This window comes from Sinorhizobium sp. 6-70, assembly GCF_030124375.1.
In the GTDB taxonomy this organism is placed as follows: domain Bacteria; phylum Pseudomonadota; class Alphaproteobacteria; order Rhizobiales; family Rhizobiaceae; genus Sinorhizobium.
Map to the genome: position 1 here is coordinate 295,143 of NZ_JASKLS010000001.1, position 25,643 is coordinate 320,785.

The window sequence follows — 25,643 nt, forward strand, 5'->3', positions numbered from 1 at the left end:
GCTTTTTGCGGCCCCTCCTTATCCCTCCGCGCGGCGGGCGTTGCGCGTCGCCTCCAGTGCGCGGTTCACATACATGTCGCGGTCATAGACATCGTTGAAATATTCAACGCTGCCGGCCTTGTTCGGCCATGCGGTAAAATAGGAAACGTAGACCGGTACTTTCTGCGGGACCTGCAAGGCCTTGTTGCGGCCGCTCGCTATTTCCTTGCCGACGTCGTCAATGTTCGTACCGAGAACCGCAGCGGCCATGCGGCGCGGATCGGCGAGACGCACGCATCCGTGGCTGAGCGCCCGCTGGTCGCGCTTGAAGAAGCTTTTCGACGGCGTGTCGTGCATGTAGATCGCATGGGCGTTCGGGAAGAGAATCTTCAGTTCGCCGAGCGCGTTGTCGCTGCTCGGCGGCTGGCGCACCGCGACTGAGGAGGTCGAACCGTACCAGTTGACGACCGACGACGACACGACGCGGCCACCGACTTCGACCTGATATCCCATGCGGTCGAGATAGCCCGGGTCGCTTCTGAGCTTCGGCAGCATCTCGTTGACGATGATCGACTGCGGCACGCCCCAGTAGGGATTGACCTCGACTGTCTGGATCTCGTCCTGGAAGAAGTAGGTCTGGTTCGTCTTCGAGCCGACGACCACGCGCATGGAGAACTGCTCCGTGCCCTGGTCCGCGTAGGTGGCCGTGAAGGCGGGCTGGTTGATGAAGACGTAGCGGCTGCCCAATCCATCCGGGAGCCAGCGCGCCTGCTCCATCGCGATTTCAAGCTTGTTGATCTTGCTGGCGGTCGTGTCGCCCCCCGTCAGCACGCGGATCGAGGCCTGGCCGACGACGCCATCGGCCTTCAGGCCATGTTCCTTCTGAAAGGCCTCGACGACGGAAACCAACTCGGGCGTGTAATCCGGCGTTCCCTGGTAGCTCGCGAGCACGACGGCGTGTTCGGTTTTCAGCGATTCGGACGCCTTGAGCTTGATACCGGCGATGACGTTGGCGAGTTCCGGATTGCTCTCGCCGGGCTTCAGCAGCGTACCCGGAGCGATTTCCACACGGGGGGTCGCTTCCGTTTGCGCGCGCAGGCGCTCCAGTTCCGACTTCAGAGCCAGGAATTGTTCACTCTTGGGGTTCTGGCTTTCAATCAGTGCCGCAACATCGTCGCTTCCCGCCATCTTGTCGAGGAATGCAAAGAGGTCGACACTCTTGCGCTTGAAATCGTGATAGCCCGAGATCTTGTTCGGGTCGATGCGGCCGCGGACCGTGTCCTGCACATAGGTCAGCGTCGCAACCGACATCGCCAGTTCGAACTGCACCAGTTCTTTTTCGCGGGCGATCATGTCGCCTCGATCGAAGGCGTCGGACGGTACCTGAACCGCATAGTCCTGTGGATCGAGCCCGACCTTTGCGGCCTGCGCGAGCACCGCAAGCGCCGATTTGGCGCGCGCGCTGACGCCGCTGCCATTAATCCACACGAAGTCCGTGCGGGCGCCATAGTAGTTCTCAACCGCCTTTGCGACGCCCTCCGTGGCGCGGACGTAGATTTGGGGGAGAAACTGCCGCGCGTCCGAAAGCGGCGGGCGCAGCATTGGGGGCAAGGCCCCGTTTTGAACCGAACCGGTCACGATGGGATCGAGCAAGTGGTCCGTGGCGATCCGGCGCAACGGTTCGGCCTTGTAGGTAAAGTACCGCGGACCGGTGACGCGCGGCGGCTTTGCCGCGGTTCTCGGATCTATCTGTTGCGGCATGAACATGCCGACGCCCGGCAGCGGCCGGGCAGGCTGGGCGTGTTCCGGCGATGTCCGCTTCTTGCCGCCGCGGATAAAGTCCATGAGGGTAAGTGCCGATGCCGGCCGTACATCCATGGTTGCAATCGCACACCCACCCATGAGTGCTACAATCGCTGCCGATCTGATAATTTTCATAAGAACAAAGATCCCCGTATCGCGTTGTCGCCGAATTCGGCCGCTGCCAGATTCTCGCCACGCCCTCGTGCTCCACGACTTATAGAAAAGGATGGTGAATGAAAAGGAAACGGCCCGCCTCCCCTCGGCCGAAACCTGTCTCAAAACATCTCGTTCGAGGGCTGCTGAAGCGCCATAAAAAATTGATTCGTATTCATTTTGCGCGCGTAGCGCCTGCATCGGTGTTTCCCCGGTTACAATTCGTCCTGCATGAGGAAAACGCGCAATGTGACGGAAAGGTCACAACTCGCGCGATCTTGAGTGCGTCGGATCCGCTGCTGCGGGCGGCAGATCGATTGCCGCGCTGCAACAATTCAAACGATTGTAGGTGCGGCCATACCTTTGCGGGCCTTTACAAGCTTGTGTGACCGGGGCAGAGAGGTGCCCGGCACCGGGGCGTAACGACCGGCTGAGACAACGCTTCTCGCCTCGGCTTCATGAACCGCAGACGAAGGCAGGTATCACGATGACATCGACCCGCACGGAAACAGATACGTTCGGCCCCATCGAAGTGGCGAGCGACCGCTATTGGGGCGCTCAGGCGCAACGCTCGCTTGGGAACTTCAAAATCGGCTGGGAAAAGCAGCCCGTCGCGATCGTCCGGGCCCTTGGCATCGTCAAACAGGCAGCGGCGCGCGCCAACATGGCGCTCGGCCGCCTCGACCCGGCGGTTGGCGATTCGATCGTCCAGGCAGCGCAGGAGGTCATCGACGGCAAGCTTAATGAGCATTTCCCGCTCGTCGTCTGGCAAACCGGTTCCGGCACGCAGTCGAACATGAATGCGAACGAGGTCATTTCCAACCGGGCGATCGAACTGCTCGGCGGCGTCATGGGTTCGAAGAAGCCCGTTCATCCGAACGACCACGTGAACATGAGCCAGTCGTCGAACGACACCTATCCGACGGCCATGCACATTGCCTGCGCCGAGCGCGTCATCCACGACCTGCTGCCGGCGCTGAAGCACCTGCACAAGGCGCTGGAAGAAAAGGTGAAGGCCTTCGATCACATCATCAAGATCGGCCGCACCCACACGCAGGATGCGACGCCGCTGACGCTCGGTCAGGAGTTCTCCGGCTATGCTGCCCAGGTCGCATCGTCGATCAAGCGCATCGAGATGACCCTCCCCGGCCTCTGCGAACTCGCCCAGGGCGGCACTGCCGTCGGCACCGGCCTTAACGCACCGATCGGTTTTGCCGAGAAGGTAGCTGAGGAGATCGCCGGCATTACCGGCATCGCCTTTACCTCGGCGCCGAACAAGTTCGAGGCGCTGGCGGCTCACGATTCGATGGTCTTCAGCCATGGCGCGATCAACGCTACGGCCGCCGCACTCTTCAAGATTGCCAACGACATCCGCTTCCTCGGCTCCGGACCGCGCTCCGGGCTCGGCGAACTGTCGCTGCCGGAAAACGAGCCGGGTTCATCGATCATGCCGGGCAAGGTCAACCCGACCCAGTGCGAAGCGCTGACTCAGGTCTGCGTCCAGGTGTTCGGCAACCACGCAGCCCTCACCTTCGCCGGCAGCCAGGGTCATTTCGAGCTTAACGTCTATAATCCGCTGATGGCCTACAACTTCCTTCAGTCGGTACAGCTTCTCGCCGACGCAGCGGTCTCCTTTACCGACAATTGCGTCGTCGGCATCGAGGCGCGCGAGGACAATATCAAGGCCGCGCTCGACCGCTCGCTGATGCTCGTCACCGCGCTGGCGCCGAAGATCGGCTACGACAACGCCGCAAAGATCGCCAAGACCGCACACAGGAACGGCACGACACTGCGCGAAGAAGCCGTCGGCGGCGGCTACGTGACGAACGAAGAGTTCGACGCGATCGTCCGCCCGGAAACGATGATCAGCCCTGCCTGATCGATCTCGATTGCCGCGGCGCGATCACCAGCGCCGCGGCACACTCGCCGTCGCCATCGTACGGCTACTGCAAGGTGCTGCAGCGTCCTTGGCGCGTCTGATAAGACGCGCTGCGCTATATGCGCATCAGCCCGAAATTGGTCGAATTGCATCGATGCGCTCAAGCAATTGTTAAGACTTCGCAAATCATTTGTTCCTAAAAATTACCTGACTTTAGAAGTGGATAAATAAAGGAGGTTTGCATATGCAAACGGCAACCTCGAATAAGGCGCCGGCGCCGGATATCGCCGCGCAGATAACCCACGCCATGCGGATGATGGGGGTGGCGCCGATACCGCGCAATTACGAGCTTTATTACGAGGCCTATCTTGGCTCGAACGCGCAATTGTCCAAGGAGCTTGCGGGACTTGGCAGCCGGGCGACGCAGGAAGAGCTTGACGCGATCGGCGCACAATATTTCAGCCACATTCACCATCCGCACGGCATCGAGCGGGCACACAACACGCTTGCTGCCAAGCTGACTGAGCTCGTCAACCTCTTGAAGGACGAGCAATATGCGCTCGAGAACTACAACAAGGTTCTCGACGAAGCCTATAGCAACATGACCAGCAAGAGCGCTGCGAGCGCCGACATTCTGCGCCACGCCATCGGCATCCTGACCGAAGCGACCGTCGACACCATGAACCAGGGCAAGGAGCGCGTTCAGACCGTCGTCCAGAAATCCTTCGAAATGGAGGTCATCCGACAGGAGCTCGACGAATATAAGCGCATCGCCAATACCGATTCGCTGACGCGTCTCGCTAACCGGCGGGCCTTCGATGATGCCCTGGCCGCCGTCTACAACAGCGAACATCGACGTAATTTCACCGGCCTGCTTGTCGCCGATATCGATCATTTCAAGAAGGTCAATGACACGTTCGGTCATCCCGTTGGCGACAAGATCCTTGCCACGGTCGGCAGTGTCATCCGCGCCAACTTGCGCCGGGACGCATTCGTCGCGCGCACCGGTGGCGAGGAATTCGCCGTCATTCTCCATGACATCACGCAGGAAGAATGCCTGCAGGCGGCTGACCGGATCCGCACCGTGCTTGCCGGAACGCCCTTCAAGAATTCCAAGACGGGTGTCAACTATGGCCCGATCACGCTGTCCGTCGGCGTCTGCATGGCGACCGAGGCAGACGATCCGGTCGACCTCTACAACAAGTCCGACATCGCCCTCTATTCCGCCAAGAATGCCGGCCGCAACCGCACGGTGCTATTCGAGGAGGGAATGCGCAAGGATTCCGGTCGCAACTGGCTGATCTATCGCCGGTAGGCACCGTTTCAGTGTCGCTTGTTGCCAAAAGGATCGGCGGCGCCTACCACATCGTCTTGGCGGCGCGCCCAGGCCATTCCCGATCGTAAGTCTCGTTGTCGAAATCCGCCTTCGCGGCTTTCAGCAGCGTGCCGGGGGTCGGTAACGACGCCGGATCGACGAAGCGATCCGAGTTCCAGAGCTGCGAACGGATCAGCGCCCGCGCGCATTGGAAATAGACCTCTCCGATCGTGATCACGATCACGCTGCGCGGATGCTTGCCGTCAACCTCGAAGGAACCGGTGAGTGCCGGATCGACGCTGACGACGGCAGTGCCGTTGATGCGCATCGCCGTATTCGAACCGGGGACGAGGAACATCAGCGCCACCCTCGGATCGCGGACTATGTTGAGCAGCGAATCGACGCGGTTATTGCCGCGCCAGTCCGGCATCAGCACGGTCCTGTCGTCCGCGATCCGGACGACACAATGATCGTCGCCGCGCGGAGAGCAATCGAGCCCTTCCGGCCCGACGGTCGCAAGCGCGGCGAACGGAGAGGCCTCGATCATCTGCCGATACTCCGCCGTCAGCGCGCTCGTCACTTTGACGATCGAGGCCTCGCTCGTCTCGCCATAGAGAGCCTTCAGTTCCTCGACCGTGCCGATGATTGTCATTCCATCCTCCGCGACGCCTGCTCTTGCATGCGCTTTCAACGGATAGCATGACATCCTGATGACAGCATCAGGCGATTCTTCTCAAGTGAGCAGCTTTCTCGCCTTCGCCAAGGAAGGCCTTGATCCTGTCGATGACCGGTTCGGCGGAAACGATACGGCGATGGCCGAAACCGTTCGCCCAATACAACTCGACGTTCGGCCCGGCCGCGCCGTAGCGGCGGGCGTGGGCTGCGGATACCTCTTTGTCGTCCTCCGCGTGGATGACGAGCACCGGCTTCCTCAGCATGCCGAGAATGCGGGCTGCGTCGAAGCCATCGACCCGGCGGCCGGAGAGGCGTTCGACCATGCCTTCGAAGGCGGCCTGGGCGGCTGGCGCGAGGGCCATCATCTTGCCGAAACCCTTGAAGAGCCAGGTCATTTCGCTCGGAGCGCCGATCAGAACCAGTTTTTCCGGAACCCGGGCCGGCACGTCGCAGACGACGGCGCCTGCCGCACAGGCGAGGCTCGCACCGCCGAAGGAATGGCCGATCGCGACGTCGAATCCATCGAAGTGGCGCCAGGCCGCATCGATCGCCCTCACCGCCTGCGGCATCGTCAGCGACCGTCCCGGCGAAGCGCCGTGCCCCGGCCAGTCGAGCGCAACCACCTCCGCGCCGGCAGCAAGCAGCCCATCGATCAAAGTGGCGAGATAGGCACTGCGCGCTCCCCAGCCGTGGGCGAGCAGGATACGCGGGCCCGCGGTGCCCGGGCGCCGGGCGAAATGATGCGCGGCAAACCAGCCACCGGCGAAAGACAGCGTGACCTTTCGCGAGCGCTCCATGGTCGACGCCGCCGCTTTCAGCAAGGCTGCTTCCTTGGCGTTTTTCGGCTTGCGGCTCGGCGTGCGACAGAAGATTCTGAAAGCGAGCCTGCCGGCCGCCTCGGCGGAGACGGCAGACACCGCCTTGAGCGCCGGACGGATGACCTTGACCCCGAAGGATGCCATAGTGAAACTCTCTTGAAATGTTCAGCTATGAACATAATTGTACAACGATGAACGAAAAGCAAGTGACAACAGAACAACACCATTTTCCCTGGGATCATCCGCGGTTTCGAAGCTGGATCGCCGTCGCCCGCGCCTGCCAACTGATGCAGCAGACATTGACCCGGGAACTCGCCCATCTCGACATCAAGCCGCCGCATCTCGATATCCTGATCAATCTCTATCGCTTCGACGGAATCACGCAGCAGGAACTCGCCCGCAAGTTGCTCGTCGGACGCTCCAACATGAGCATGCTGTTGCCGCAGCTCGAGAAGCGCGGCCTGATAGAACGGCGGGGAGACGAGCGCGACAAGCGCGTGCTGCGGCTCTCGCTGACGCCGGGCGGCCGTACGCTCACCGAGGAGGCAATGGAGATCCAGACGGCGCTTATCGAGAAGTCGCTGACAGGCTCGCCGATCGAGGACTGCATGACGGTCGCGCAGTCGATGGAGCGGATCATCGCCATCTTACTGAAGGAAGACAGCGATTGAGAACGCGGCTAGCGTAGCCTGAGCGTCTTATCGGCGCGCAGGGACGCTGTAGCACTTGGGATTGCGGCGTGTTTTTTCCGTGGTCAGCGCGGCTTTTCCGACTTGTCGCGCGACATGCCCTTTTCGGCCAGCTCCTGCTCATAGGCAGCGAAGAGTTCCGCGCCCTTCTCTCCCAGTTCGCGCAGGTAGCTCCAGGTGAAGATCCCGGTGTCATGGAAATCATCGAAACCGATGCGCACGGCGTAGTTACCGGTCGGCTGCATCGAAATGATCTGGACATTCCGCTTGCCGGGTACAGTCACCCTTTGACCCGGCCCGTGTCCCTGCACCTCGGCCGAAGGCGAAAGCACGCGCAGCAGTTCCGCTGACAGGTCGTAGGAGGCGCCGTCGTCGAAAGTGACAGTAAGGCGGTGACGATCTTTCGATACGCGCAACTCGGTCGGCCAGAATTCACTCATGATACTCACTCCGCATTCGTCCCCTCAGCACTACCCCAGTTCATGCCCATGGCCTATTAAAATTCGTCCGCCAGAGCAGATGTTCGCCTCTGAATGAATTAGGAAGAATAGGCTGAAAAAGCCGAAACATTTTCAAATCTTTCGAGCCTGTTCAGGCGCAAAAGCGCGGCTTCCTCCGGATTCGACCGACAACAACTCCGATCGATCGCGGCTTCACCGAAATTTGCGACAGTATGCGCCTTGACGCGGGGGTTTTTGCCCACGACATTGAAAGCCTTGGGAGAAAAGCCTTGAACAATGCCGCGATAGACAGAACCGGTGCCGAGCCGCTCGACAGTTCCACGACGCCGATGATCGATCCTTTCGGTCGAACGATCAGCTATCTGCGCGTGTCAGTCACCGACCGCTGCGACTTCCGCTGCACCTACTGCATGGCGGAGCACATGACCTTCCTGCCGAAGAAGGATCTGCTGACGCTGGAGGAGTTGCACCGGCTCTGTTCCGCCTTCATCGCCAAGGGCGTGCGCAAGCTCCGGCTTACCGGCGGCGAACCGCTGGTGCGCAAGAACATCATGTTCCTCGTCCGCGAACTCGGCAAGGAGATGCAGGTCGGCCGCCTCGACGAGCTGACGCTGACGACCAACGGTTCGCAACTGTCGAAATACGCGGCGGAACTTGCCGATTGCGGCGTGCGCCGCATCAACGTTTCGCTCGATACCCGCGACCATGACAAGTTCCGCCACATCACCCGCTGGGGCGAACTTTCAAAGGTGCTCGAGGGCATCGACGCGGCCCAGGCTGCCGGGCTCAAGGTGAAGATCAACACGGTCGCGCTCAAGGGCTTCAATGACGCAGAGATTCCCGAGCTGATGCGCTGGGCGCATGGGCGCGGCATGGAACTGACGCTGATCGAGACGATGCCGATGGGCGAAGTGGACGAGGACCGGACCGACCACTACCTGCCGCTTTCCGAAATGCGCGAGCGTCTGGAAAGCCAGTTCAGGCTCAAGGATATTCCCTACCGCACCGGTGGCCCTGCCCGCTACGTCGAGGTGGCGGAGACCGGCGGACGCCTCGGACTGATCACCCCGATGACCCACAATTTCTGCGAAAGCTGCAACCGCGTGCGGCTGACCTGCACCGGTACCCTCTATATGTGCCTCGGGCAAAACGATGCGGCTGATCTCCGCGCGGCACTGCGCTCGACGGACGACGACGCTTACCTCTCTCGCGTCATCGACGAGGCGATCTCCCGCAAGCCGAAGGGCCACGACTTCATCATCGATCGCGAACACAACCGCCCGGCCGTCGCGCGCCACATGAGCGTGACCGGCGGCTGACGCTCCGCGAAATCGAGAAAAGCAAAGGCCCCGCAGTCGCTACCGACCACGGGGCCTCTTCGTGCCGATAGTTCAGGCGGCGTAAGTCGAGCCGTACCGAACCTCACCGTAATCGCCCACGCCGCTGGTGCCGGTCTTGAAGCGTTCGATTTTTTCGTTGAGCGCTTCCACCTGCCGGCGCAGGCCATGGATTTCCGCCGTGTTCTCCTCGACCATGGCGGCGTTCTGCTGCGTGATCAGTTCGACCTCGTGAACGGCGGAATTGACCTCGTTGAGGCCGGTATACTGGTCAGCCGCAGAAGCCTCGATGTTGCTGACGAGCTGGTGAATGGTGGCGATATGCTCGTTGATGACCGTCAGCGCTTCGCCGGTCTCCTGCACCAGTGCCACGCCGCTGCGTACTTGAGCGGAACTTGCCGAAATCAGCCCCTTGATCTCGCGGGCGGCGCCCGCGCAACGCTGCGCCAGCTCGCGCACCTCCTGGGCGACGACCGCGAAGCCACGGCCCGCCTCGCCGGCGCGGGCCGCCTCGACGCCTGCGTTCAGTGCCAGGAGATTGGTCTGGAAGGCGATCTCGTCGATCACGCCGATGATCGTGCTGATCTTTTCGGACGAGCGATTGATTTCAGCCATGGCATCGATCGCCTTGGCGACCACGTGGCCGGAATGCTGCGCATAGTTGTTCGTCTCATCGACCGACACCGTCGTCCGGCGGGCGCTTTCGGCGGTCGAGCCCACGAGTTCGGTGAGTTGACGCAGCGCGCGAGAACTCTCTTCAAGCGCTGCTGCCTGCTGCTCGGTGCGGCGGGCAAGATCGTCGGCCGAGGCCGAGAGATTGCCCGTCCCGCCGGAGATCTCTCCCGCGACGAGACGCACATCTGTCAGCGTCGCACGCAGCGCCTCGACGGCATTGTTGTAGGTGCGGGCCATGATGACGTAGTCCGCCGGCAGGTCTTCCGCCATGCCTTCCTCGAGATTGCCGGCGGCAAGCTGGGCAAGAACATCGGAGAGAGCGTTGAGCGCCTGCATCTGCTCGGCTTCGATGCGCGCGCGTTCCCGAGAGCGCCGCGCCTCCTCTTCGGCAGACAATATGCGCGCTGCCTCCGCCTCGCGTTCCAGCCGCACGTTTTCGAGTGCATTATCGCGGAAGACGGCGACCGAGCGCACCATGTCGCCGATTTCGTCGCCGCGGTTGCGGCCTTCGATCGCCACTTCCAGGTCACCATTGGCAAGCCGCGTCATGGTTTCGGTGACGCGTTTCAGCGGGCCGCGCAGCGTCTCGACCAGCATCAGACCGCCAATAATCGAAAGCAGCGTTCCGGCGACCATAGCAATGATCGAGACGGTGGCGGAGCGTTGGCTGTCCTGCTTTCCGGCTTCCTGCGCGCTGCTGACGAAGCTTTCGAGCGTGCTGCTCGCGTCGGCTACAAGCGTTGCGGCCTCGCTCTTTGCGGCCTGCCAGCGACCGCCAACGTCGATCAACGCCGCTGTGCCCTTGTCGATGTTGTCGAGTGAAGGACCAAGCTTCGCCGGCAGATCGCGGAGCGCTGCGTTCTTGCCGCCGAGCTCGGAAAGCTTTCCGGCGGTCTCGCGTACGGCGTTTATATCCGCGATCACGAGATCGCGGCTCGCTGCATCGAGCGAGCGATGTAACTCGCTGATATGGAATCGGGTATTGTCGAGTCCTTTGAAAGTATCGCCCATCAAGGCGATCAGCGTCTTCAGCGTCGAGATTTCCTCATCCATGCCGACGAAGCGCTTGGCTGCGGTGTCCGAATTCTTGACCGCCTCCTTGGCAAAATCGGCTTCGTATTTGGAGAGCTTGCTGAGGATAGGCACGAGGGCGTTCTTCTTCGCCTCGTTGTCCTCGGCGCCTGCGAGGATCGCCTGGATCTTCAGCGCCTGTTCCTTGAGTTCGCCGATCGGCTTCTGGACCTTTTCGGACGCAATCTTTTCTGCTTCCCCGATCTGCTTCAGCAGATGCGGCAGCAGCTTGTTGCCCTGATCGATCTTGGCGTCGGGATTGACGGCCATGGTTACCGGCAGGCGGAATTTCTTGATGCGTTCGGCAACACCCTGGTAGGCGGCCGCATCGAAGAGCAGAGCCTTGGCGAACGCTTCCTTTTCACCCGATTCGCTCCGGATGATATCGATCTGCTTGTAGGCGCCGTTGCCCTTCTCGGTCATGTCGGCAAGCGCCGCTTCCAGCGACGTCGTTACCGAGTCCTGCTCGACCTTGACCGCCCAGAGCTTGTCGGTCTGGTTACGCATCTGGCCACCGAGTGCAACGACCGAGGCGATCTGTGCCTTGTCCGCATCACGCGCCAGCAGCCCTTCGAGGGTTCTGACCCCCTCTTCCTGCTCGCCGACCTCTTTCGCAAGGACATCGCGCGTTTCCTCGCTCGGGTTATCGGCGAAGGCCTGCAAGGCACTGCGCAAAGCCTGGAAATCCGAAAGATTGTTGATGGTCTCGCGGGTGACGGTCATATGCCCATTGAGCGTACGAGCGGTGAAAAAGCCGACGAGACCGAGCCCGGCGATCAGGGCCACCAGCGGAACCACGAAAAGGAGGACTTTTGTGACGATACGCAGGCGCTGTAGAAGGCGGTCGATCAAAGACATTGCGGACCCCAGGTTCTTATTATGAGGAACATGCCCGCACGGTGGCTTCTCTGGTGTTGAAATGCCGGCGGAAGCACCTCCCAGGCTCCGGCGGACACTTCGCGGATCGACGGTGCGAAAGAAGATCTGAAGCCCGTCATCCACCGATCGCTTCATGCGATTGCACTGCGGAATTATCGGGACGATAGGCAGCGAAACTTAAGATTCCGCGAATAACCCTCCGAGGGCACGATTGGCCTCGGATCTCGTGTCAGCGCGGCTAGCCCGTCAAATTGCACAAACGGTGCTTGAGTTTGCGTGAAATGGCAGTCAATGCTTGGACAAGGGGCGTACCTCCCTGGGAGGGATTCGCTCCGCCCGCCAAACACGGCATTTGGCCTCGGCCGAGGGCCACCAGGAAACACGAATGCACTCATCTGCCAATGTCCGCGGCATCGTTTTCATGTGCCTTGCCATGGTCAGCTTTGCCTGCAACGACGCGCTCGTAAAATCCGTAACGGGCGTCATGAACACGGGCCAGATCATGTTCGTCCGCGGTCTGCTCACCACTCTGATGGTACTGGGGTTCGCTGTCCACTTTCGCGCGTTCCGGCCGATCCGAACGATCCTGCGACCGGCGATCCTCCTGCGGATCGTCATGGAGGCGCTGGCGTCGATCACCTATATTTCCGCGCTCGGGCAGATACCGCTCGCAAACGCCTCGGCGATCATGCAGGCGCTGCCGCTGGCCGTCACCCTCGGCGCGGCGCTTTTCCTGCGCGAACCGGTCGGATGGCGTCGCTGGACGGCGATCGCCATCGGCTTCCTCGGCGTGCTGATCGTGCTGAGACCTGGGCCGGAAGGCTTCACACCGGCAGCCTTGACCGTCGTCGCCTGCGTTTTCTGCACCTCGACGCGCGATCTTTGCACCCGCCGCATCGGCAGCGACGTGCCCTCGCTCTTCATTACCGTCACCACCGCCATAGTAACGACGCTGGTCGGCCTCTTGCTGATCGTGCCGTTCGGCGGCTGGCAGCCGATGTCGAGCACCTCGCTGACCCATATTGCCGGTGCCAGCATCCTGTTGATGCTCGGCTACCAGACGATCGTGCTGGCGATGCGCGATGGCGATATCTCGGTCATTGCGCCGTTCCGCTACACGAGCCTGCTCTGGTCGATCGGAATCGGCATTTTCTTCTTTGCGGAGACACCGGATCGCTGGATGCTGACGGGGGTCGCCATCATCGTCGGCTCCGGCCTCTACACCTTCTATCGCGAGAGCCTGCGCGGGCGGAAGGCCGTCGCCCAACGCTCCCTGGCAGGCCCCCTCGAATAGAGGAACGCGTCGATGGTCACGAATGCGCCAGACACACCGCAACGCCCGCCCGCCGTCATTCTCGCCGGCGGACGATCCTCGCGCATGGGGCGCGCGAAGGCAGGCCTCGTGCTCGGTGGCCGGACCATGCTCGACCATATCGCCGAACGGCTCACGCCGCAGGTGGGCAGCATCGCGCTCAACCTCAATGCCGATCCTGGTATCGGGCTGCCGCCGGGCCTTCCGGTGCTGACCGACACGGTGCCCGGTTACTTCGGCCCCCTCGCCGGTGTGCTCACCGCCATGCGCCACGCTGCAGCGGTTGCTCCGCATGCGGCCCATGTTCTGACCGTGGCGACCGACACGCCATTTTTTCCCGATGATCTCGTTGTCCGGCTATCCTCCGTGCCTAATCTGGAAGGGACGATCGCCGTCGCTTGGTCCGGCGGCGAGATGCATCCGCTCTTCGCGCTCTGGCCAGTCACGATCGCCGATGATCTCGAAGCCTGGATCCGCACCGACACCAAGTTGCGCGTACGCGCTTTCATTGCGCGCCACCCATCGGTAGCGGTAGACTTCCCGATGATCGCGACGAAGGCAGGTCCGCTCGACCCCTTCTTCAATATCAACACGCCGGACGAGCTTCGAGAGGCCGAAGCATGGCTGCAACGCCTCAAGGATCCCAAAGCATGACCCAACCCAGGATATTCGGTATTGCCGGCTGGAAAAACTCGGGCAAGACCGGCCTTATGGTCCGTCTCGTCAGTGAAATGACACGGCGCGGCTATGTCTTGTCGACGATCAAGCACGCTCACCACGACTTCGACATCGACAAGGTCGGCGCCGACAGCTACCGGCACCGGGAGGCGGGTGCGCATGAGGTCACGATCGTCTCCTCGACGCGCTTCGCAATCATGCATGAACTGCGCGGTGCGCCGGAACCGTCCTTCGAGGAGATCCTGGCGCGGCTCGCTCCCTGCGATCTCGTGCTGATCGAAGGTTACAAGCGCGAGCCGATCCCGAAGATCGAAGCGCGACGGATGGCCTCGGCCAACCGTGAGCCTCTGGCGCCGAGCGACCCGCATATCGTTGCCGTTGCTGCGGATCACCCGGTGACCGACGCGGGCCTTGCGGTCTTCGATCTCGACGACACGGCTGCAATCGCCGATTTCGTCGAAAAGGTTACGGGATTGCGGAACTGAGCCTCTCGCTTACCGGTCGACTGCTACTGCATGTCTTTTGTCCTTTAATCGTAGCCGATTAAAGGACAAAAGACATGCAGCAATTCAAAGTGCTACAGCGTCCTTTGCGCGTCTGAAAACACGCGCGGCGCTGTAGGTCTGCGCTTCCAGGGACAAAAAAGCGGGGCCGGTCTCCCGGCCCCGTCTTTATCAAACAGCGGGAGCGCAGCAGCGAAACCCGCTGCGCCCGCGATCATCAGCGCTGCGCGACCGGCCGCACGAGCGGTGTCACGCGGCGAATGGTCACGCGCCGGTTCTCCTCCTCCGCATCCGGCGTGCGCACCTTGAGGAAGCGCTCGCCGTAGCCCTGCGTCACGAGGTTTTCGGCCGGGACGCCATAGACTTCGGTCAGGAGCACTGCGACCGATTCCGCACGCTGGTCTGAAAGAACCAGGTTGTCGCGATCGGAGCCGACGGCGTCCGTGTGGCCCTCGATGAAGAAGGTTTCACCCGGATCCTTCTTGAGGACCTTCGACATCGCGTCCGCGACGCCGCGTAGCGTCTTGGCCTGCGACATCGACACCTCGGCGCTGCCCGTCTCGAAGTGGATCGTGTCGAGGTCGATACGGCGAACCTTGTCACGCAGGCGGGCGGAGTTGCGCACCTCATCGATCGTGTAGACGCGCTCGACTTGCTCGACCGGCGGCTCGGACAGGAACTCGTAGTAATCGCGGTCCGGATCGTCAGCGTAGTCGACGATGTAATCCTCCACCGGAATGGTGAGGCGCATCGGCGGCAGGTCGTAACCGACGTCTACGATCGCCGGACGGTTATCATCTTCGTCGTACTCGGGCGCGTAGACCATCAGATATTCGTTGCCGTCGCTGTCAATCCGCGAGCGCTGTACAATGTCGCCGTAACGGTTGTAGATCGTAACGATTCGATAACCACCGGGGCGAACGATCGTCTCGCGAACGCGGTCGCGCGGCAGCTGGTCGTAGAAGGTTTCCTCCGAATCGCGCCGCAACCGTGGCCGGTCGTCGCCTCGGACGAAGATGCGGTCGCCGACACCCAGGATCACACGGTCCTCAACTTCTTCGACCACCTGCACTTCGGTGACTTCGTTCGTGTTATTGTTGATCGTCGTGTTATTGACCGTGGTGTTATTGATCACCGTGTTGTTGACGATGTTCGTCGTCTGAGGCACGGCGAAGGCCGGCGCTTCCTCGATGCGCTGTCCCTCTTCCGTCAGATTGGCCTCGATCCTCTTCGGAAGTTGTTCCCGGACCTCGGTCGATATTTCCGCCTGGGAGGAGGCATCGTCGGTCGGAGGTGCTACGCTTTCTGACTTGGCACGCAATTCCTCGCGCTGCTTGCGCCGCGCCTCGCGTGCACGGTTACCGCCGACATTGTCGGCATCCTTGTCGCTGTCGAGAATGGCTGCACCGTTTTCGACCGGAAGCACGACCGTGTCGTCTGTTGCGGCCGGGTCCTTGGCGATCTTGACCTTCTCTTCTTCCGTACGCTTATCGACCACTTCAGGCGCGGGTCGGGCCTGTGGCTGTTCGCCCGTGCCCTGCTCTGCCGTTGCCGGTGCTTCGGCGCCGGGAACAGGCTGCCTGCCCTCACCGGCCTGGTCGGCTGGCTGTTCGGTCTGGCGCTGCTCTTCAGCCTGTTGCTGGCGCTTCTTGCGCGGAACCTGCTGCTCCTCGGCTTGCTGCGGAGTGCCCTCCTCGGTGGCGGGCTGCTGTTCCTCAGCTTGCTGCTGACGCTTCTTGCGCGGGGTCTGCTGCTCCTCGGCCCGCTGCGGCGTGCCCTCCTCAGTGGCGGGCTGCTGTTCTTCAGCTTGCTGCTGGCGCTTCTTCCGCGCCGGAGCCTGTTGCTCTTCGGCTTGCTTCGGCGTGCCCTCTTCAGCGGCGGGCTGCTGTTCCTCAGCCTGTTGCTGGCGCTTCTTGCGCTTCGGAGCCGGCTGCTCCTCGGCTTGCTGCGGAGCGGACTCCTCAGTGGCGGGCTGCTGTTCTTCAACCTGCTGCTGACGCTTCTTGCGCCTCGGGGCCTGCTGCTCTTCGGCCTGCTGCGGAGCGGCCTCCTCGGCGGCCGGTTGCTGTTCCTCAGCCTGCTGCTGGCGCTTCTTGCGCCTCGGAGCTTGCGGCTCCTCGGCCTGCTGCGGAGCGCTTTCTTCGGCGGCCGGTTGTTGCTCTTCTACCTGCTGCTGGCGCTTCTTGCGCCTCGGGGTCTGCTGCTCTTCGGCGGCGGGCTGCTGTTCTTCAGCCTGTCCCTGTTCGGCTTGCTTCCTGCGCTTCTTGAGCAGCAGCAGATCTTCGGGCGACGGCTGGTCCGCACCTTCCTGAGCAACTTCGAACGGCGCCATCAGGCTCTCGGCAAGCGCAGGCTGCACGGCAAAGGTCGCCGCGAATACGGGCAAGGCCACCGTTGCGAAAAGTCTGGATCGAATCGACATTGTCTTCCTTCCTCTTATTGGGAGGCTCGGCTCGCTGCGCGTCCTGATCCGATTGAACGGTCACGCCTGCAAGCCTGCTCCCACAGGGCCATGATCCGCGGTTTCCGACTTTTTTGTGGTCAGTCGCGTTTGTAATCGCAACGCTGCAGCCGTGGATCGGTTCCGCTTCAAGGGCTATCGGACGCGACATTAACCTCGCCTGAACAAGCCGTTCATCTTTCTCTCGCGCCATGGAGGAGGACGAAAGACGCGTGATTCCCCTTTGGCGGTGGGCGATGACGCTTTCCAGTTGATTTTTACAGGAGAAGTACGAATATCCCGCCAACCGTGGCGGACGCCTCGGCCCTATTTGACACCCGCGAACAAGAAAAAAACGGGTGTCAGCCAACAGAGAGGATAATCATGCGTATTTCCAGACGGCTGGCGGCCGCCGCATCGGCTGCCCTTTTCGCGCTCATGGCAAGCACGGCCATGGCAGATGGCGAAAAGCTCGTCTTCGGCACCGAAGGCGCCTACCCGCCCTTCAACAATCTCGAAGCGGACGGCTCGTTGACAGGTTTCGACATCGACATCGCGAAGGCGCTTTGCGAAGAGATGAAGGCTGAGTGCACCTTTGTGACGCAGGAGTGGGACGGCGCCATTCCGGCGTTGATCGCCAAGAAGTTCGACGCGTTCATCGCTTCCATGTCGATCACCGAGGAGCGCAAGCAGAAGGTCGACTTCACCAACAAGTACTACAACACGCCGCCGGCGATCGTCGTTCCGAAAGACTCGCCGATCACCGAAGCAACCGAAGCCGCACTTGCCGGCAAGACGCTCGGTGCGCAGGGTTCCACCACCCACTCCAACTATGCCGAAGCGCACATGAAGGAGTCGGAACTGAAGCTCTACCCGACCGCGGATGAGTACAAGCTCGACATCGCCAATGGCCGTATCGATGCCGTCATCGACGACGTCGTCGTGCTTTCCGAATGGCTGAAGACCGAGGATGGCGCTTGCTGCAAGCTGCTCGGCACGCTGCCGATCGATCCGGTCATCAACGGCGAAGGCGCCGGCATCGCCGTTCGCAAGGGCGACGACGCGTTGCGCGAGAAGCTCAACAAGGCAATCGACGGCATCCGCGCGAGTGGCAAGTACAAGGAAATCAACGAAAAGTACTTCCCGTTCGACGTCTACGGCAGCTAATCGACGGTTTCGTGGCGATCATGCCGGGGAAATCTCGGTTGATGAAAAAAATGCAACGGCGGACGGCTTGCCCTTCCGCCGTTTTTGTTTGACAAGAACCCTCGAAAATAAGCGCAATTGGCGCATAAAAGAACGCTGCTAGGGGAATTTATTGGCATGAGCGGACTGTTCGCCGCCCTTTTCTCCGTTTTCGCCTGGATCGGGTCGATCATCGATCCGCTCTGCGGTCCGGTCGGAGTGTTTCGTTGGTTCGGCACAGGCACGCTCCTGGCGTGTGGCGATGCCGGATGGGGCGACGAGATCGCCTACGGATTCCTGGTGACGGCGAGCCTGGCGATCGCCACCCTGCCCGTAGGGCTCGCGGCCGGCTTTTTCATCGCGCTCGCCAAGCAGTCGAACGAAAGGTCGCTCCGCCTTGCGGCCAATATCTATACGACGATCTTTCGCGGCCTGCCCGAGCTCCTGACACTCTTCATCGTCTACTACGGCCTCCAGATCCTGGTGCAGCAGTTCCTTGCCGGGATCGGCTATGAAGGCCCGGTAGAGATCAACGCCTTCGTTGCAGGCATGATTGCGCTCGGGGTCGTCTTCTCCGCCTATTGCTCGGAAGTGCTGCTCTCGGCCTTCAAGGCGATCCCGCACGGACAGTATGAGGCCGGCGACGCGCTCGGCTTCCATCGCGGCAAAACGATGCGATTGATCATCCTGCCGCAGCTCGTGCGCATCGCGCTTCCAGGCCTCGGCAATCTCTGGATGGCACTCCTCAAGGACACTGCCCTCGTCTCGGTGGTCGGCCTGCCGGATATACTCCGCCAGACGGGCGTCGCCGCCCGCGTCACAAAGCACGCGTTCGAGTTCTTCGGCGTCGCCTGCATTCTCTTCCTGATCCTGGCGATGATTTCGTCCGTCGTCTTCTCGGCGCTTGAGCGCTGGACCAAACGCGCGGAGATGCGCCGATGAGCATTGCCGAAACCATGATCCCGCCTCAGGCACCGCCACCGGCTCCGCCGAGGCCCTACACGCTGTCACGCTTTATCGGCAGCGTCACGCTCGGCGTCTGGCTCGCGCTCGCCGTCGGCATCTTCCTCACCGTCGTCAACGGCTGGGACCCCGAGAAATTCTCGAAATACGGCCCGAGCTTCGTGTCCGGCCTCGGCGTCACGCTGATGCTCGTGATCTCTTCGATCGTTATGGGCGCCGTCCTGTCGCTGCCCGTGGCGATGGGACGGATGTCGAAGAACAAGATCTGGTCCTGGCTCTCCTATGCCTATGTCTATTTCTTCCGCGGTACGCCGCTGATTACCCAGCTCTTTCTCGTCTACTACGGGCTCGGCAGCTTCCGTCCGCAGCTCGAGGCGATGGGGCTCTGGTGGTTCTTCCGCGACGCCTGGAACTGCGCGCTTTTTACGTTCACGCTGAACACCGCCGCCTACCAGGCCGAAATCCTGCGTGGCGCCATCCAGAGCGTGCCGCGCGGGCAGCACGAAGGAGCCGCCGCACTCGGGCTGTCGCAGCGCGTCGCCTTCTTCAAGGTCATCCTGCCCCAGGCGATGATCGTCGCGCTCCGCCCCTATGGCAACGAGATCATCCTGATGATCAAGGGCTCGGCGATTGTGGCGATCGTGACCGTCTTCGACCTGATGGGCGAGACGCGCCGCGCCTTTTCCCGCACCTTCGACTACCAGATGTATGTCTGGGCCGCGGTTCTCTACCTGCTGATGGTCGAATTGCTGCGCAACGTCTGGGCCTTGCTGGAGGCGCGGCTGACGCGGCACCTGAAGCGATAGCGGGGACCGCTGGCAAGCGAAGGCTTGGCAGCAGTAATCGACGAGTGCTGCCAAGCCTTTGTTATCCTGCAGGAAATCCCGTTTCCGCACAAATATTAGGACTTGATTAATAGATCAAGCGTTTCATCATAGAGACCACCTTTGCGAGAAGTGAGGTCCTGATGACGAGTGAGATGGAACTGCAGCTCAAGGGTTACGGCCTGACGACGGCCCAAATTCTCTACCGGATGCCCGACCATCCGACCTTCCTCCAGACCTATATCTGGCAACACTACGACATCGCGCCGGACTTTCCGGAGATGCGCCACTTCCTGAAGTTCTGGCAGGAGAAGTTGGACGGACCGCTGCATTCGGTACGCTATGTTCATCGCAAGCTGATATCGGCCAGCGAATGGCGATCGCTCAAGGGAGAGTTCATTCTCCACTGAAGCGGTCGAAGCCGCACAGACTTCCGACTGAGCGTCCATTTTGCCGAACGGATGCAGTTGCGACGGTCGTTCTCGTTGCTCTCAAGCGCAAGTTTCCCACGGTGGTAAATGCTGCACCTTCAGACGTGCACCTCACCGTGCGCGAGTTCGCCCTCGTGCTGTTCCTTGTGCAGCGACGCATAAAGAACAAGGACGTAAAAGAGCGCGACGCCGATCATCACCGCCCAACCCGGCAGCGGCCCGAGCGCGGCTTTTTCAGTGAAGTCGGTCCAGGAACGAACGTGGCCGAAAGGTTCGCCATTGGCGGAAATCTTCGGTGACGAGATTTTCAGCGCCCAGGCCAAAAGCAGGATCAGATACATCCAGCAATAGTTGCGTTGAAGCCTCCGACAAACGGCCTCGCGGTAGGTCATCAGGAAGGCCGGCTTGCGCAGGCTCTTTGCGATCGATGCGGACCATTTGAGGCTTGGCGTCCCCTCCGGCGAAAGAATTTGAGCAAAATAGCCACGCTCGAGTTGGCGCACGCGAGCGCGGTAGACGTCGAAGAAGCGGTAACGCCTTGCCTCGATCAGCAGCAGCAAGGTGATCAAGAGCATCGCGAACAGCAGAACGCCATGATGCGAGGACGGCGTCGAGAGCGACACGGAAAGCATCGCGGCGACAACGGTGATCGCCCAGTTCGACGTCCGGTCGATGCGGTCCCGCCACCCCGCCATTCGTCCCAATTCGCCGCGATAATAATGGACGATCGTGTTGATCGTCTCCTGTGTCGTCTGCGGCAACGGCGGCCCCTGCCGCTCCGGCAGTTCCGTTTCCGTTTCCAATGTCAGCGGGCTCAGTTCAGCGGACATCGGCATTCCCTCCCGATTTCGTTGTTGAAGTGATGATGACTCCTTTCCAACCCACGATAAATCCCGCGAGGCTTGCACATCGTCATTTTTTACAGAACGCGAGATGTTCGCTTTTTGTTTCGAGGGAACCGCTCGGCGATGGATCGCCACCTTGCGCACGGCGGATTGCCAAAGGCTGCAGACGGTCGTAAGAAGCGCCCATGACCCAACAGAGCAAGAAGATCGACGAGGAAGCCCTGGCGGAGGCGTACAATCGCGCGCTTTCCTTCGAGAAATCCGGCAACCTCGACGCAGCCGCAACGGCTTACGCCGAAGTCCTGGCGCTCGACCCGGAGGATCACGGCGGCGCCGCCGTTCGCCTCGCCTCTATCGGACGCGGGGAAACGCCGTTGAAGGCGCCCGACGCCTACGTGGCGACGCTCTTCGACCAGCATGCCGATGTCTTCGAGAACGTCCTGGTCGACCAGCTCAATTATTGCGTGCCGCTGCTGGTTCGCCAGCGCCTGCAGGCACTGGGACTCGGCCCCTTCCAGCGCGCGCTCGATCTCGGCTGCGGCACGGGTCTCACCGGCGGCGCGCTGCGCGACATGGCGGAGGACATCACCGGCATCGACCTCTCCGAAAACATGGTCGAGATCGCGCACGAAAAGGATCTCTACGAGACGCTCTACGTCGCCGAGGCGGTCGATTTCCTGGACGACAACGACGAATCCCCCTTCGACCTCATCGTCGCGACCGACGTGCTGCCCTATATGGGCGCGCTCGAAGCGCTCTTCTTCGGCGCCGTCGACAATCTCGTACCGGGAGGTCTGCTGATCTTCTCCAGCGAAACCCTTCCGGCGGAAAGCTTTGCCGGCCGCGACTACATGGTCGGTCCGCATCAGCGTTTCGCCCATTCGGAAGCCTACCTGCGCGATCGCCTGACGGCGACCGGTTTCGAAATCATCGAGATCGGCGACATCACCGTGCGCATGGAAGAAGGCGAGCCGATCGTCGGGCAGTTGGTGGTGGCCCGCTTCAGGCCCTGAGACAAGCGGCCGCGAACCTGCCGATGTGCCGGGAATGCGCCCCGGCCCCTTTTCCCAACGCCGGCCATCGGTTACACCTGCCGCAAAGGAAAATTGGAGTCTGCAGGAAATGGCCAAAGTCGCATTCATCGGTCTCGGCGTCATGGGTTATCCCATGGCTGGTCACCTCAAGGTTCGCGGCGGACACGAGCTGACCGTCTATAACCGCACCGCAGAGAAGGCGCAAAAATGGGCGACCGAGTTCGGTGGCCGCACCGCCGCGACGCCAGCGGAGGCAGCGGACGGTCAGGACTTCGTCTTCACCTGCGTCGGCAACGACCACGACCTTCGGTCCGTGACAACCGGCAAGGATGGTGCCTTCGAAACCATCAAACCGGGCGCCGTCTTCATCGACAATACGACCGCTTCAGCCGAGGTCGCCCGCGAGCTCGACGGAGTGGTTCGCGCGAAGAACGCGCATTTTATCGATGCGCCGGTTTCCGGCGGACAGGCTGGCGCCGAAAATGGCGTGCTGACCGTGATGTGCGGCGGTGACGAAGACGCGTTCGACAGAGCCAAGCCGGTGATCGAGGCTTATGCCCGCATGGTCGGTCTGATGGGCCCCGTCGGAGCCGGGCAGCTTACCAAGATGATCAACCAGATCTGCATTGCCGGCCTCGTGCAGGGGCTGGCCGAAGGCATCCACTTCGGCAAGAAGGCCGGCCTCGATATCGAGAAAGTGATCGATGTCATATCCAAGGGTGCCGCCGGGTCCTGGCAGATGGAGAACCGCCACAAAACGATGAATGCCGGCAAATACGATTTCGGCTTCGCCGTCGACTGGATGCGCAAGGATCTCGATATCGTGCTGGCAGAAGCCCGCCGCAACGGCGCCAAGCTCCCGGTGACCGCCCTGGTCGATCAATTCTACGCCGACATCCAGGGGCGCGGCGGCAACCGCTGGGATACTTCGTCCTTGCTCGCCCGCCTAGAAAAATGACGCTTTCGCCCGCGTCCACGGCCAGCGAGATCATCGAGCATCTGAGGACACTCGGGTCGGAAGAAAACGTGGCCGGGATGGCGCGGTTCGGTATCGTCACGCAGACCGCGCTCGGCCTCTCCAATGTCGAGCTGCGGCGCATAGCCCGGCACGTGAGAGTCGATCACTCCCGGGCCATGGAGCTTTGGCAATCGGACATCCGCGAAGCGCGTCTGCTCGCCGCCTTCACAGCCTCCCCGAGCGCGCTGACATTGGAGGAGGCGCGCGAATGGGCGGGTGACTGCAATTCCTGGGAGCTTGCCGATACGGTCGCCGACCTGTTTGTCGCCGCTCGTTTCGAGCGGACGCTTATTCCGGAATTCGCCGCCGACGAACGGGAGTTCGTCCGCCGCATCGCCTTCGCGATGATCGCGACCGCGGCCGTCCACCTGAAGAAGGAGCCGGATTCGCGGCTCCTTGCGTGGCTGCCGCTTATCGAGGCGCATGCCGGCGACGAACGCAATTTCGTGAAGAAGGCGGTCAATTGGGCGCTGCGCCAGATCGGTAAACGCAGTTCTGCCTGCCACGGACCAGCGGTCATGCTGGCAGAAAAGCTCACCGCGAGCGACAGAGGCGCAGCACGGTGGATCGGGAAGGATGCGCTGCGCGAACTTCAAAGCGATCGCGTGCGTAGCCGGCTCGGCGCTCAGGCCTGACGCGGCGGTTTATTCCTCGCTCGCCTTTGCCTGGTCGATCACCATGTAATCGAGCGGCAGCTCGGTCGTGTACTTGATCTGCTCCATGGCGAAGGCCGAGGATACGTCCCGGATCTCGATCTTGGCGATCAACCGCTTGTAGAACGCGTCATAGGCGCCGATGTCGGGTACGACGACGCGAAGCAGGTAATCGACGTCGCCGCTCATGCGGTAGAATTCCACCACTTCCGGAAAGTCGGCGACCACTTCGGAGAAGCGGCGCAGCCACTCCATCGAGTGCGAATTGGTACGGATCGAAACGAACACCGTCACCTTGGTGTTGATCTTCACCGGGTCGAGCAGAGCGACGCGGCGGCGGATGACGCCATCCTCTTCCATCTTCTGGATACGCCGCCAGCAGGGCGTGGTCGAAAGACCGACCTTCTTGGCGAGGTCGGCAACGGCCAGAGTCGAGTCTTCCTGCAGAAGGCGCAGGATCTTGCGGTCTAGGCGATCCATGAAATGTCCTCTCGAATATTTTTCCCTTCATAACGTGGAATTTGTGAAAATAAAGAAAATTGTTTCAAGAAATCAACCGAGCGACACGGGTGCGCAGGAACGGCAGCAGGTCCGTTTCAAACCAGGGATTTCGTCGCAGCCAGCCGGTATTGCGCCAGCTTGGGTGGGGAATCGGCAGGACAGCCGGGCCCGCGTTGCGCATCACGTATCGTTGCCAGTTTTGCACCGTCTCGGTCATGGAGGCCGGACAGTCCGGCCCGAGATGCCAGCGCTGCGCATAGTGGCCGATCGCGAGCACGAGCTCGATCTGCGGCATGGCGTCCATCACCCGTTGCCGCCAGAGCGGCGCGCACTCACGCCGCGGCGGAAGGTCGCTCCCGTGTTGGTCGTAGCCCGGGAAGCAGAATCCCATGGGGACGATCGCGAATTTCTTCGCGTCGTAGAATGTCGGCCGGTCGACGGCGAGCCACTGGCGCAGCCGATCACCTGAGGCATCGTTGAAAGGTAGTCCGCTCTCATGGACGCGCAGTCCGGGCGCCTGGCCCGCGATCAATATCCGCGCCGAATCCGATATGACCGCGACGGGCCGCGGCTCGTGCGGCAGCCGATGGTCCTCGCCGCGCGCCGGGCTGTCGCGACAGATGCGGCACGCGGCAATGGCTGCGCGCAATACCACCAGATGATGCGCGCTACTGTCCGCCATTGACGAGCCTCTTGAAAATCACTCGGCCCTGCTCCTCTATCCATTGAAGAATGAGTCCCGACCAATTGTCCGCTTCATGTGGCGTTTCTTCGGCGCCACCATTCGACCGGCGCCACGCTTGCGGCCGAACGAAATCACCGCTCCAGACGCCGACGCCGCCCTCGCGCGCCGCTTCTTCCTCGTTCTGGTAGCGGCCATAACTGACCGCATAGCCAGAGAGAACCATCTCGCGGCCAACATCGCGCTGACCAGCCTCGCAGACGCCGAGGTCTCGGCCATAGCGGTCATGGCCATGCAGGCGGCATGCGGTCGTGAGCCCACTGGTAAGCGTCTTCAGGTACTGACGTGCCTCGCCGCCGCAATCCCATGTGGCTCCGCCCCGCCGGCAGGTCTGGCCGATCTCCGGCGCGTCGATGCCTTCGAGCCGTATGCGTCGCCCGTCGAGCCTCAGGCTGTCGCCATCGCTTGCGGTGGCTGCACCTTGCAGTTCGCCGGTCACCGTCCGTTCCGGCGGCGGTAGCTGCGCGGCCACATAGGCGCCGATACTGAGCAGAATGAGGAAGATCCAGCCGCCCGTCATTCCAGAGCCTCTCTTGGGCTCAACGGTCCCTGAACGGCTGAATCCGAACCGTCGCCTCGGCTGAGGCGGGCTTGCTCCCGCACCGCTAAGGATCCGGAACCTCCGCCTTCCCGACCTCACGCACGCACCTCATGACTCGACACTGCCAGCCTCACTCTGTCTCTCAAAAAAACGCAATCGCGCCACAATGGTTTTCGAATCCTTGCCGGGCAGCAACTTCTTAAGGATTGCATCCTAGACTGCAAGCTCGACACAATCCC

24 protein-coding genes are annotated in these 25,643 nt (G+C 61.6%); 14 read left to right on the forward strand and 10 right to left on the reverse strand.

From position 1 onward, the window contains the following. Nucleotides 1–18: 18 nt before the first annotated feature. A complete protein-coding gene (locus QN222_RS01385) occupies nucleotides 19–1,917 on the reverse strand; it encodes a murein L,D-transpeptidase (RefSeq protein WP_283963011.1) in 1,899 nt (632 codons plus the stop codon). A 505-nt stretch (nucleotides 1,918–2,422) separates the two neighbouring features. Here QN222_RS01385 and fumC point away from each other — a divergent pair. Both fumC and QN222_RS01395 read left to right on the forward strand, forming a co-directional pair. Beyond that, nucleotides 2,423–3,814: a class II fumarate hydratase gene (gene fumC / locus QN222_RS01390; RefSeq protein WP_284005161.1), complete on the forward strand. Its 1,392-nt coding sequence runs from the start codon at nucleotides 2,423–2,425 to the stop codon at nucleotides 3,812–3,814. Between the two features lie 244 nt (nucleotides 3,815–4,058). Next, nucleotides 4,059–5,129, forward strand: coding sequence for a GGDEF domain-containing protein (locus QN222_RS01395; protein ID WP_283965192.1), 1,071 nt, complete (start codon nucleotides 4,059–4,061; stop codon nucleotides 5,127–5,129). Nucleotides 5,130–5,172: 43 nt separating this feature from the next. On the opposite strand, the gene QN222_RS01400 is transcribed toward QN222_RS01395, so the two are convergent. Both QN222_RS01400 and QN222_RS01405 read right to left on the reverse strand, forming a co-directional pair. Beyond that, nucleotides 5,173–5,781 (reverse strand): pyridoxamine 5'-phosphate oxidase family protein, encoded by a 609-nt coding sequence (locus tag QN222_RS01400; protein WP_283965193.1) that lies wholly within the window; start codon nucleotides 5,779–5,781, stop codon nucleotides 5,173–5,175. A 67-nt stretch (nucleotides 5,782–5,848) separates the two neighbouring features. Further along, nucleotides 5,849–6,766, reverse strand: coding sequence for an alpha/beta hydrolase (locus QN222_RS01405; RefSeq protein ID WP_283965194.1), 918 nt, complete (start codon nucleotides 6,764–6,766; stop codon nucleotides 5,849–5,851). A 47-nt stretch (nucleotides 6,767–6,813) separates the two neighbouring features. Between QN222_RS01405 and QN222_RS01410 the strand changes: the two genes are divergently transcribed. Continuing rightward, complete coding sequence (locus tag QN222_RS01410) at nucleotides 6,814–7,293, forward strand: MarR family transcriptional regulator (RefSeq protein ID WP_283965195.1); 480 nt, start codon at nucleotides 6,814–6,816, stop codon at nucleotides 7,291–7,293. An 83-nt stretch (nucleotides 7,294–7,376) separates the two neighbouring features. Here the strand turns inward: QN222_RS01410 and QN222_RS01415 are convergent, their stop codons facing one another. Then, nucleotides 7,377–7,751 (reverse strand): gamma-butyrobetaine hydroxylase-like domain-containing protein, encoded by a 375-nt coding sequence (locus tag QN222_RS01415; RefSeq protein ID WP_136505622.1) that lies wholly within the window; start codon nucleotides 7,749–7,751, stop codon nucleotides 7,377–7,379. Between the two features lie 290 nt (nucleotides 7,752–8,041). Between QN222_RS01415 and moaA the strand changes: the two genes are divergently transcribed. Then, nucleotides 8,042–9,091 carry a GTP 3',8-cyclase MoaA gene (gene moaA / locus QN222_RS01420; protein WP_283965196.1) on the forward strand — a complete coding sequence of 350 codons (1,050 nt, stop codon included), beginning with the start codon at nucleotides 8,042–8,044 and terminating at the stop codon, nucleotides 9,089–9,091. Between the two features lie 72 nt (nucleotides 9,092–9,163). Here moaA and QN222_RS01425 read toward each other — a convergent pair whose 3' ends face one another. Next, nucleotides 9,164–11,713 carry a HAMP domain-containing methyl-accepting chemotaxis protein gene (locus tag QN222_RS01425; protein WP_284005162.1) on the reverse strand — a complete coding sequence of 850 codons (2,550 nt, stop codon included), beginning with the start codon at nucleotides 11,711–11,713 and terminating at the stop codon, nucleotides 9,164–9,166. A gap of 406 nt (nucleotides 11,714–12,119) precedes the next feature. Between QN222_RS01425 and QN222_RS01430 the strand changes: the two genes are divergently transcribed. From QN222_RS01430 to mobB, 3 genes are read left to right on the forward strand one after another with little or no spacing between them, the layout of a single operon-like run. Continuing rightward, a complete protein-coding gene (locus QN222_RS01430) occupies nucleotides 12,120–13,028 on the forward strand; it encodes a DMT family transporter (RefSeq protein ID WP_283965198.1) in 909 nt (302 codons plus the stop codon). 12 nt (nucleotides 13,029–13,040) lie between these two features. Further along, on the forward strand, nucleotides 13,041–13,700 hold the full coding sequence (gene mobA / locus QN222_RS01435) for a molybdenum cofactor guanylyltransferase MobA (protein ID WP_283965199.1): 660 nt from the start codon (nucleotides 13,041–13,043) through the stop codon (nucleotides 13,698–13,700). Then, the gene (mobB, locus tag QN222_RS01440; RefSeq protein ID WP_283965200.1) at nucleotides 13,697–14,209 is read left to right on the forward strand and encodes a molybdopterin-guanine dinucleotide biosynthesis protein B; all 513 of its coding nucleotides are present in this window, start codon (nucleotides 13,697–13,699) and stop codon (nucleotides 14,207–14,209) included. Before mobA ends, mobB begins: the two co-directional genes overlap by 4 nt. A gap of 235 nt (nucleotides 14,210–14,444) precedes the next feature. On the opposite strand, the gene QN222_RS01445 is transcribed toward mobB, so the two are convergent. Continuing rightward, nucleotides 14,445–16,649, reverse strand: a complete 2,205-nt coding sequence (locus QN222_RS01445; RefSeq protein WP_283965201.1) for an OmpA family protein — start codon at nucleotides 16,647–16,649, stop codon at nucleotides 14,445–14,447. A gap of 402 nt (nucleotides 16,650–17,051) precedes the next feature. Here QN222_RS01445 and QN222_RS01450 point away from each other — a divergent pair, with 402 nt between their 5' ends. The 4 genes from QN222_RS01450 to QN222_RS01465 all read left to right on the forward strand — a co-directional run bounded on the left by QN222_RS01450 (nucleotide 17,052) and on the right by QN222_RS01465 (nucleotide 20,049). Further along, nucleotides 17,052–17,834: an ABC transporter substrate-binding protein gene (locus QN222_RS01450; protein ID WP_283965202.1), complete on the forward strand. Its 783-nt coding sequence runs from the start codon at nucleotides 17,052–17,054 to the stop codon at nucleotides 17,832–17,834. Between the two features lie 156 nt (nucleotides 17,835–17,990). Continuing rightward, nucleotides 17,991–18,794: an ABC transporter permease gene (locus QN222_RS01455; RefSeq protein ID WP_284005163.1), complete on the forward strand. Its 804-nt coding sequence runs from the start codon at nucleotides 17,991–17,993 to the stop codon at nucleotides 18,792–18,794. Further along, on the forward strand, nucleotides 18,791–19,621 hold the full coding sequence (locus QN222_RS01460) for an ABC transporter permease (protein ID WP_284005164.1): 831 nt from the start codon (nucleotides 18,791–18,793) through the stop codon (nucleotides 19,619–19,621). The genes QN222_RS01455 and QN222_RS01460 overlap by 4 nt, the downstream gene beginning before the upstream one ends. 161 nt (nucleotides 19,622–19,782) lie before the next feature. Beyond that, nucleotides 19,783–20,049: an usg protein gene (locus tag QN222_RS01465; protein ID WP_180937815.1), complete on the forward strand. Its 267-nt coding sequence runs from the start codon at nucleotides 19,783–19,785 to the stop codon at nucleotides 20,047–20,049. A 119-nt stretch (nucleotides 20,050–20,168) separates the two neighbouring features. Here the strand turns inward: QN222_RS01465 and QN222_RS01470 are convergent, their stop codons facing one another. Further along, nucleotides 20,169–20,900: a DUF2270 domain-containing protein gene (locus tag QN222_RS01470; protein ID WP_283965794.1), complete on the reverse strand. Its 732-nt coding sequence runs from the start codon at nucleotides 20,898–20,900 to the stop codon at nucleotides 20,169–20,171. A gap of 200 nt (nucleotides 20,901–21,100) precedes the next feature. Between QN222_RS01470 and QN222_RS01475 the strand changes: the two genes are divergently transcribed. Genes QN222_RS01475 through QN222_RS01485 form a run of 3 tightly spaced genes read left to right on the forward strand, consistent with a single transcriptional unit; the run spans nucleotide 21,101 to nucleotide 23,602 of the window. Further along, nucleotides 21,101–21,928, forward strand: coding sequence for a methyltransferase (locus tag QN222_RS01475; protein ID WP_283965795.1), 828 nt, complete (start codon nucleotides 21,101–21,103; stop codon nucleotides 21,926–21,928). Nucleotides 21,929–21,962: 34 nt separating this feature from the next. Further along, nucleotides 21,963–22,907 (forward strand): NAD(P)-dependent oxidoreductase, encoded by a 945-nt coding sequence (locus QN222_RS01480; RefSeq protein ID WP_283965796.1) that lies wholly within the window; start codon nucleotides 21,963–21,965, stop codon nucleotides 22,905–22,907. Next, nucleotides 22,904–23,602, forward strand: coding sequence for a DNA alkylation repair protein (locus QN222_RS01485; RefSeq protein ID WP_284005166.1), 699 nt, complete (start codon nucleotides 22,904–22,906; stop codon nucleotides 23,600–23,602). Before QN222_RS01480 ends, QN222_RS01485 begins: the two co-directional genes overlap by 4 nt. A 9-nt stretch (nucleotides 23,603–23,611) precedes the next feature. On the opposite strand, the gene QN222_RS01490 is transcribed toward QN222_RS01485, so the two are convergent. The 3 genes from QN222_RS01490 to QN222_RS01500 all read right to left on the reverse strand — a co-directional run bounded on the left by QN222_RS01490 (nucleotide 23,612) and on the right by QN222_RS01500 (nucleotide 25,503). Next, the gene (locus tag QN222_RS01490; RefSeq protein WP_136505637.1) at nucleotides 23,612–24,100 is read right to left on the reverse strand and encodes an Lrp/AsnC family transcriptional regulator; all 489 of its coding nucleotides are present in this window, start codon (nucleotides 24,098–24,100) and stop codon (nucleotides 23,612–23,614) included. A gap of 64 nt (nucleotides 24,101–24,164) precedes the next feature. Continuing rightward, nucleotides 24,165–24,803 carry a uracil-DNA glycosylase family protein gene (locus tag QN222_RS01495; protein ID WP_283965797.1) on the reverse strand — a complete coding sequence of 213 codons (639 nt, stop codon included), beginning with the start codon at nucleotides 24,801–24,803 and terminating at the stop codon, nucleotides 24,165–24,167. Further along, entirely contained in the window at nucleotides 24,790–25,503 is a 714-nt protein-coding gene (locus QN222_RS01500) for a thermonuclease family protein (RefSeq protein ID WP_283965798.1), read from the reverse strand. The genes QN222_RS01495 and QN222_RS01500 overlap by 14 nt, the downstream gene beginning before the upstream one ends. Nucleotides 25,504–25,643 lie beyond the last annotated feature (140 nt).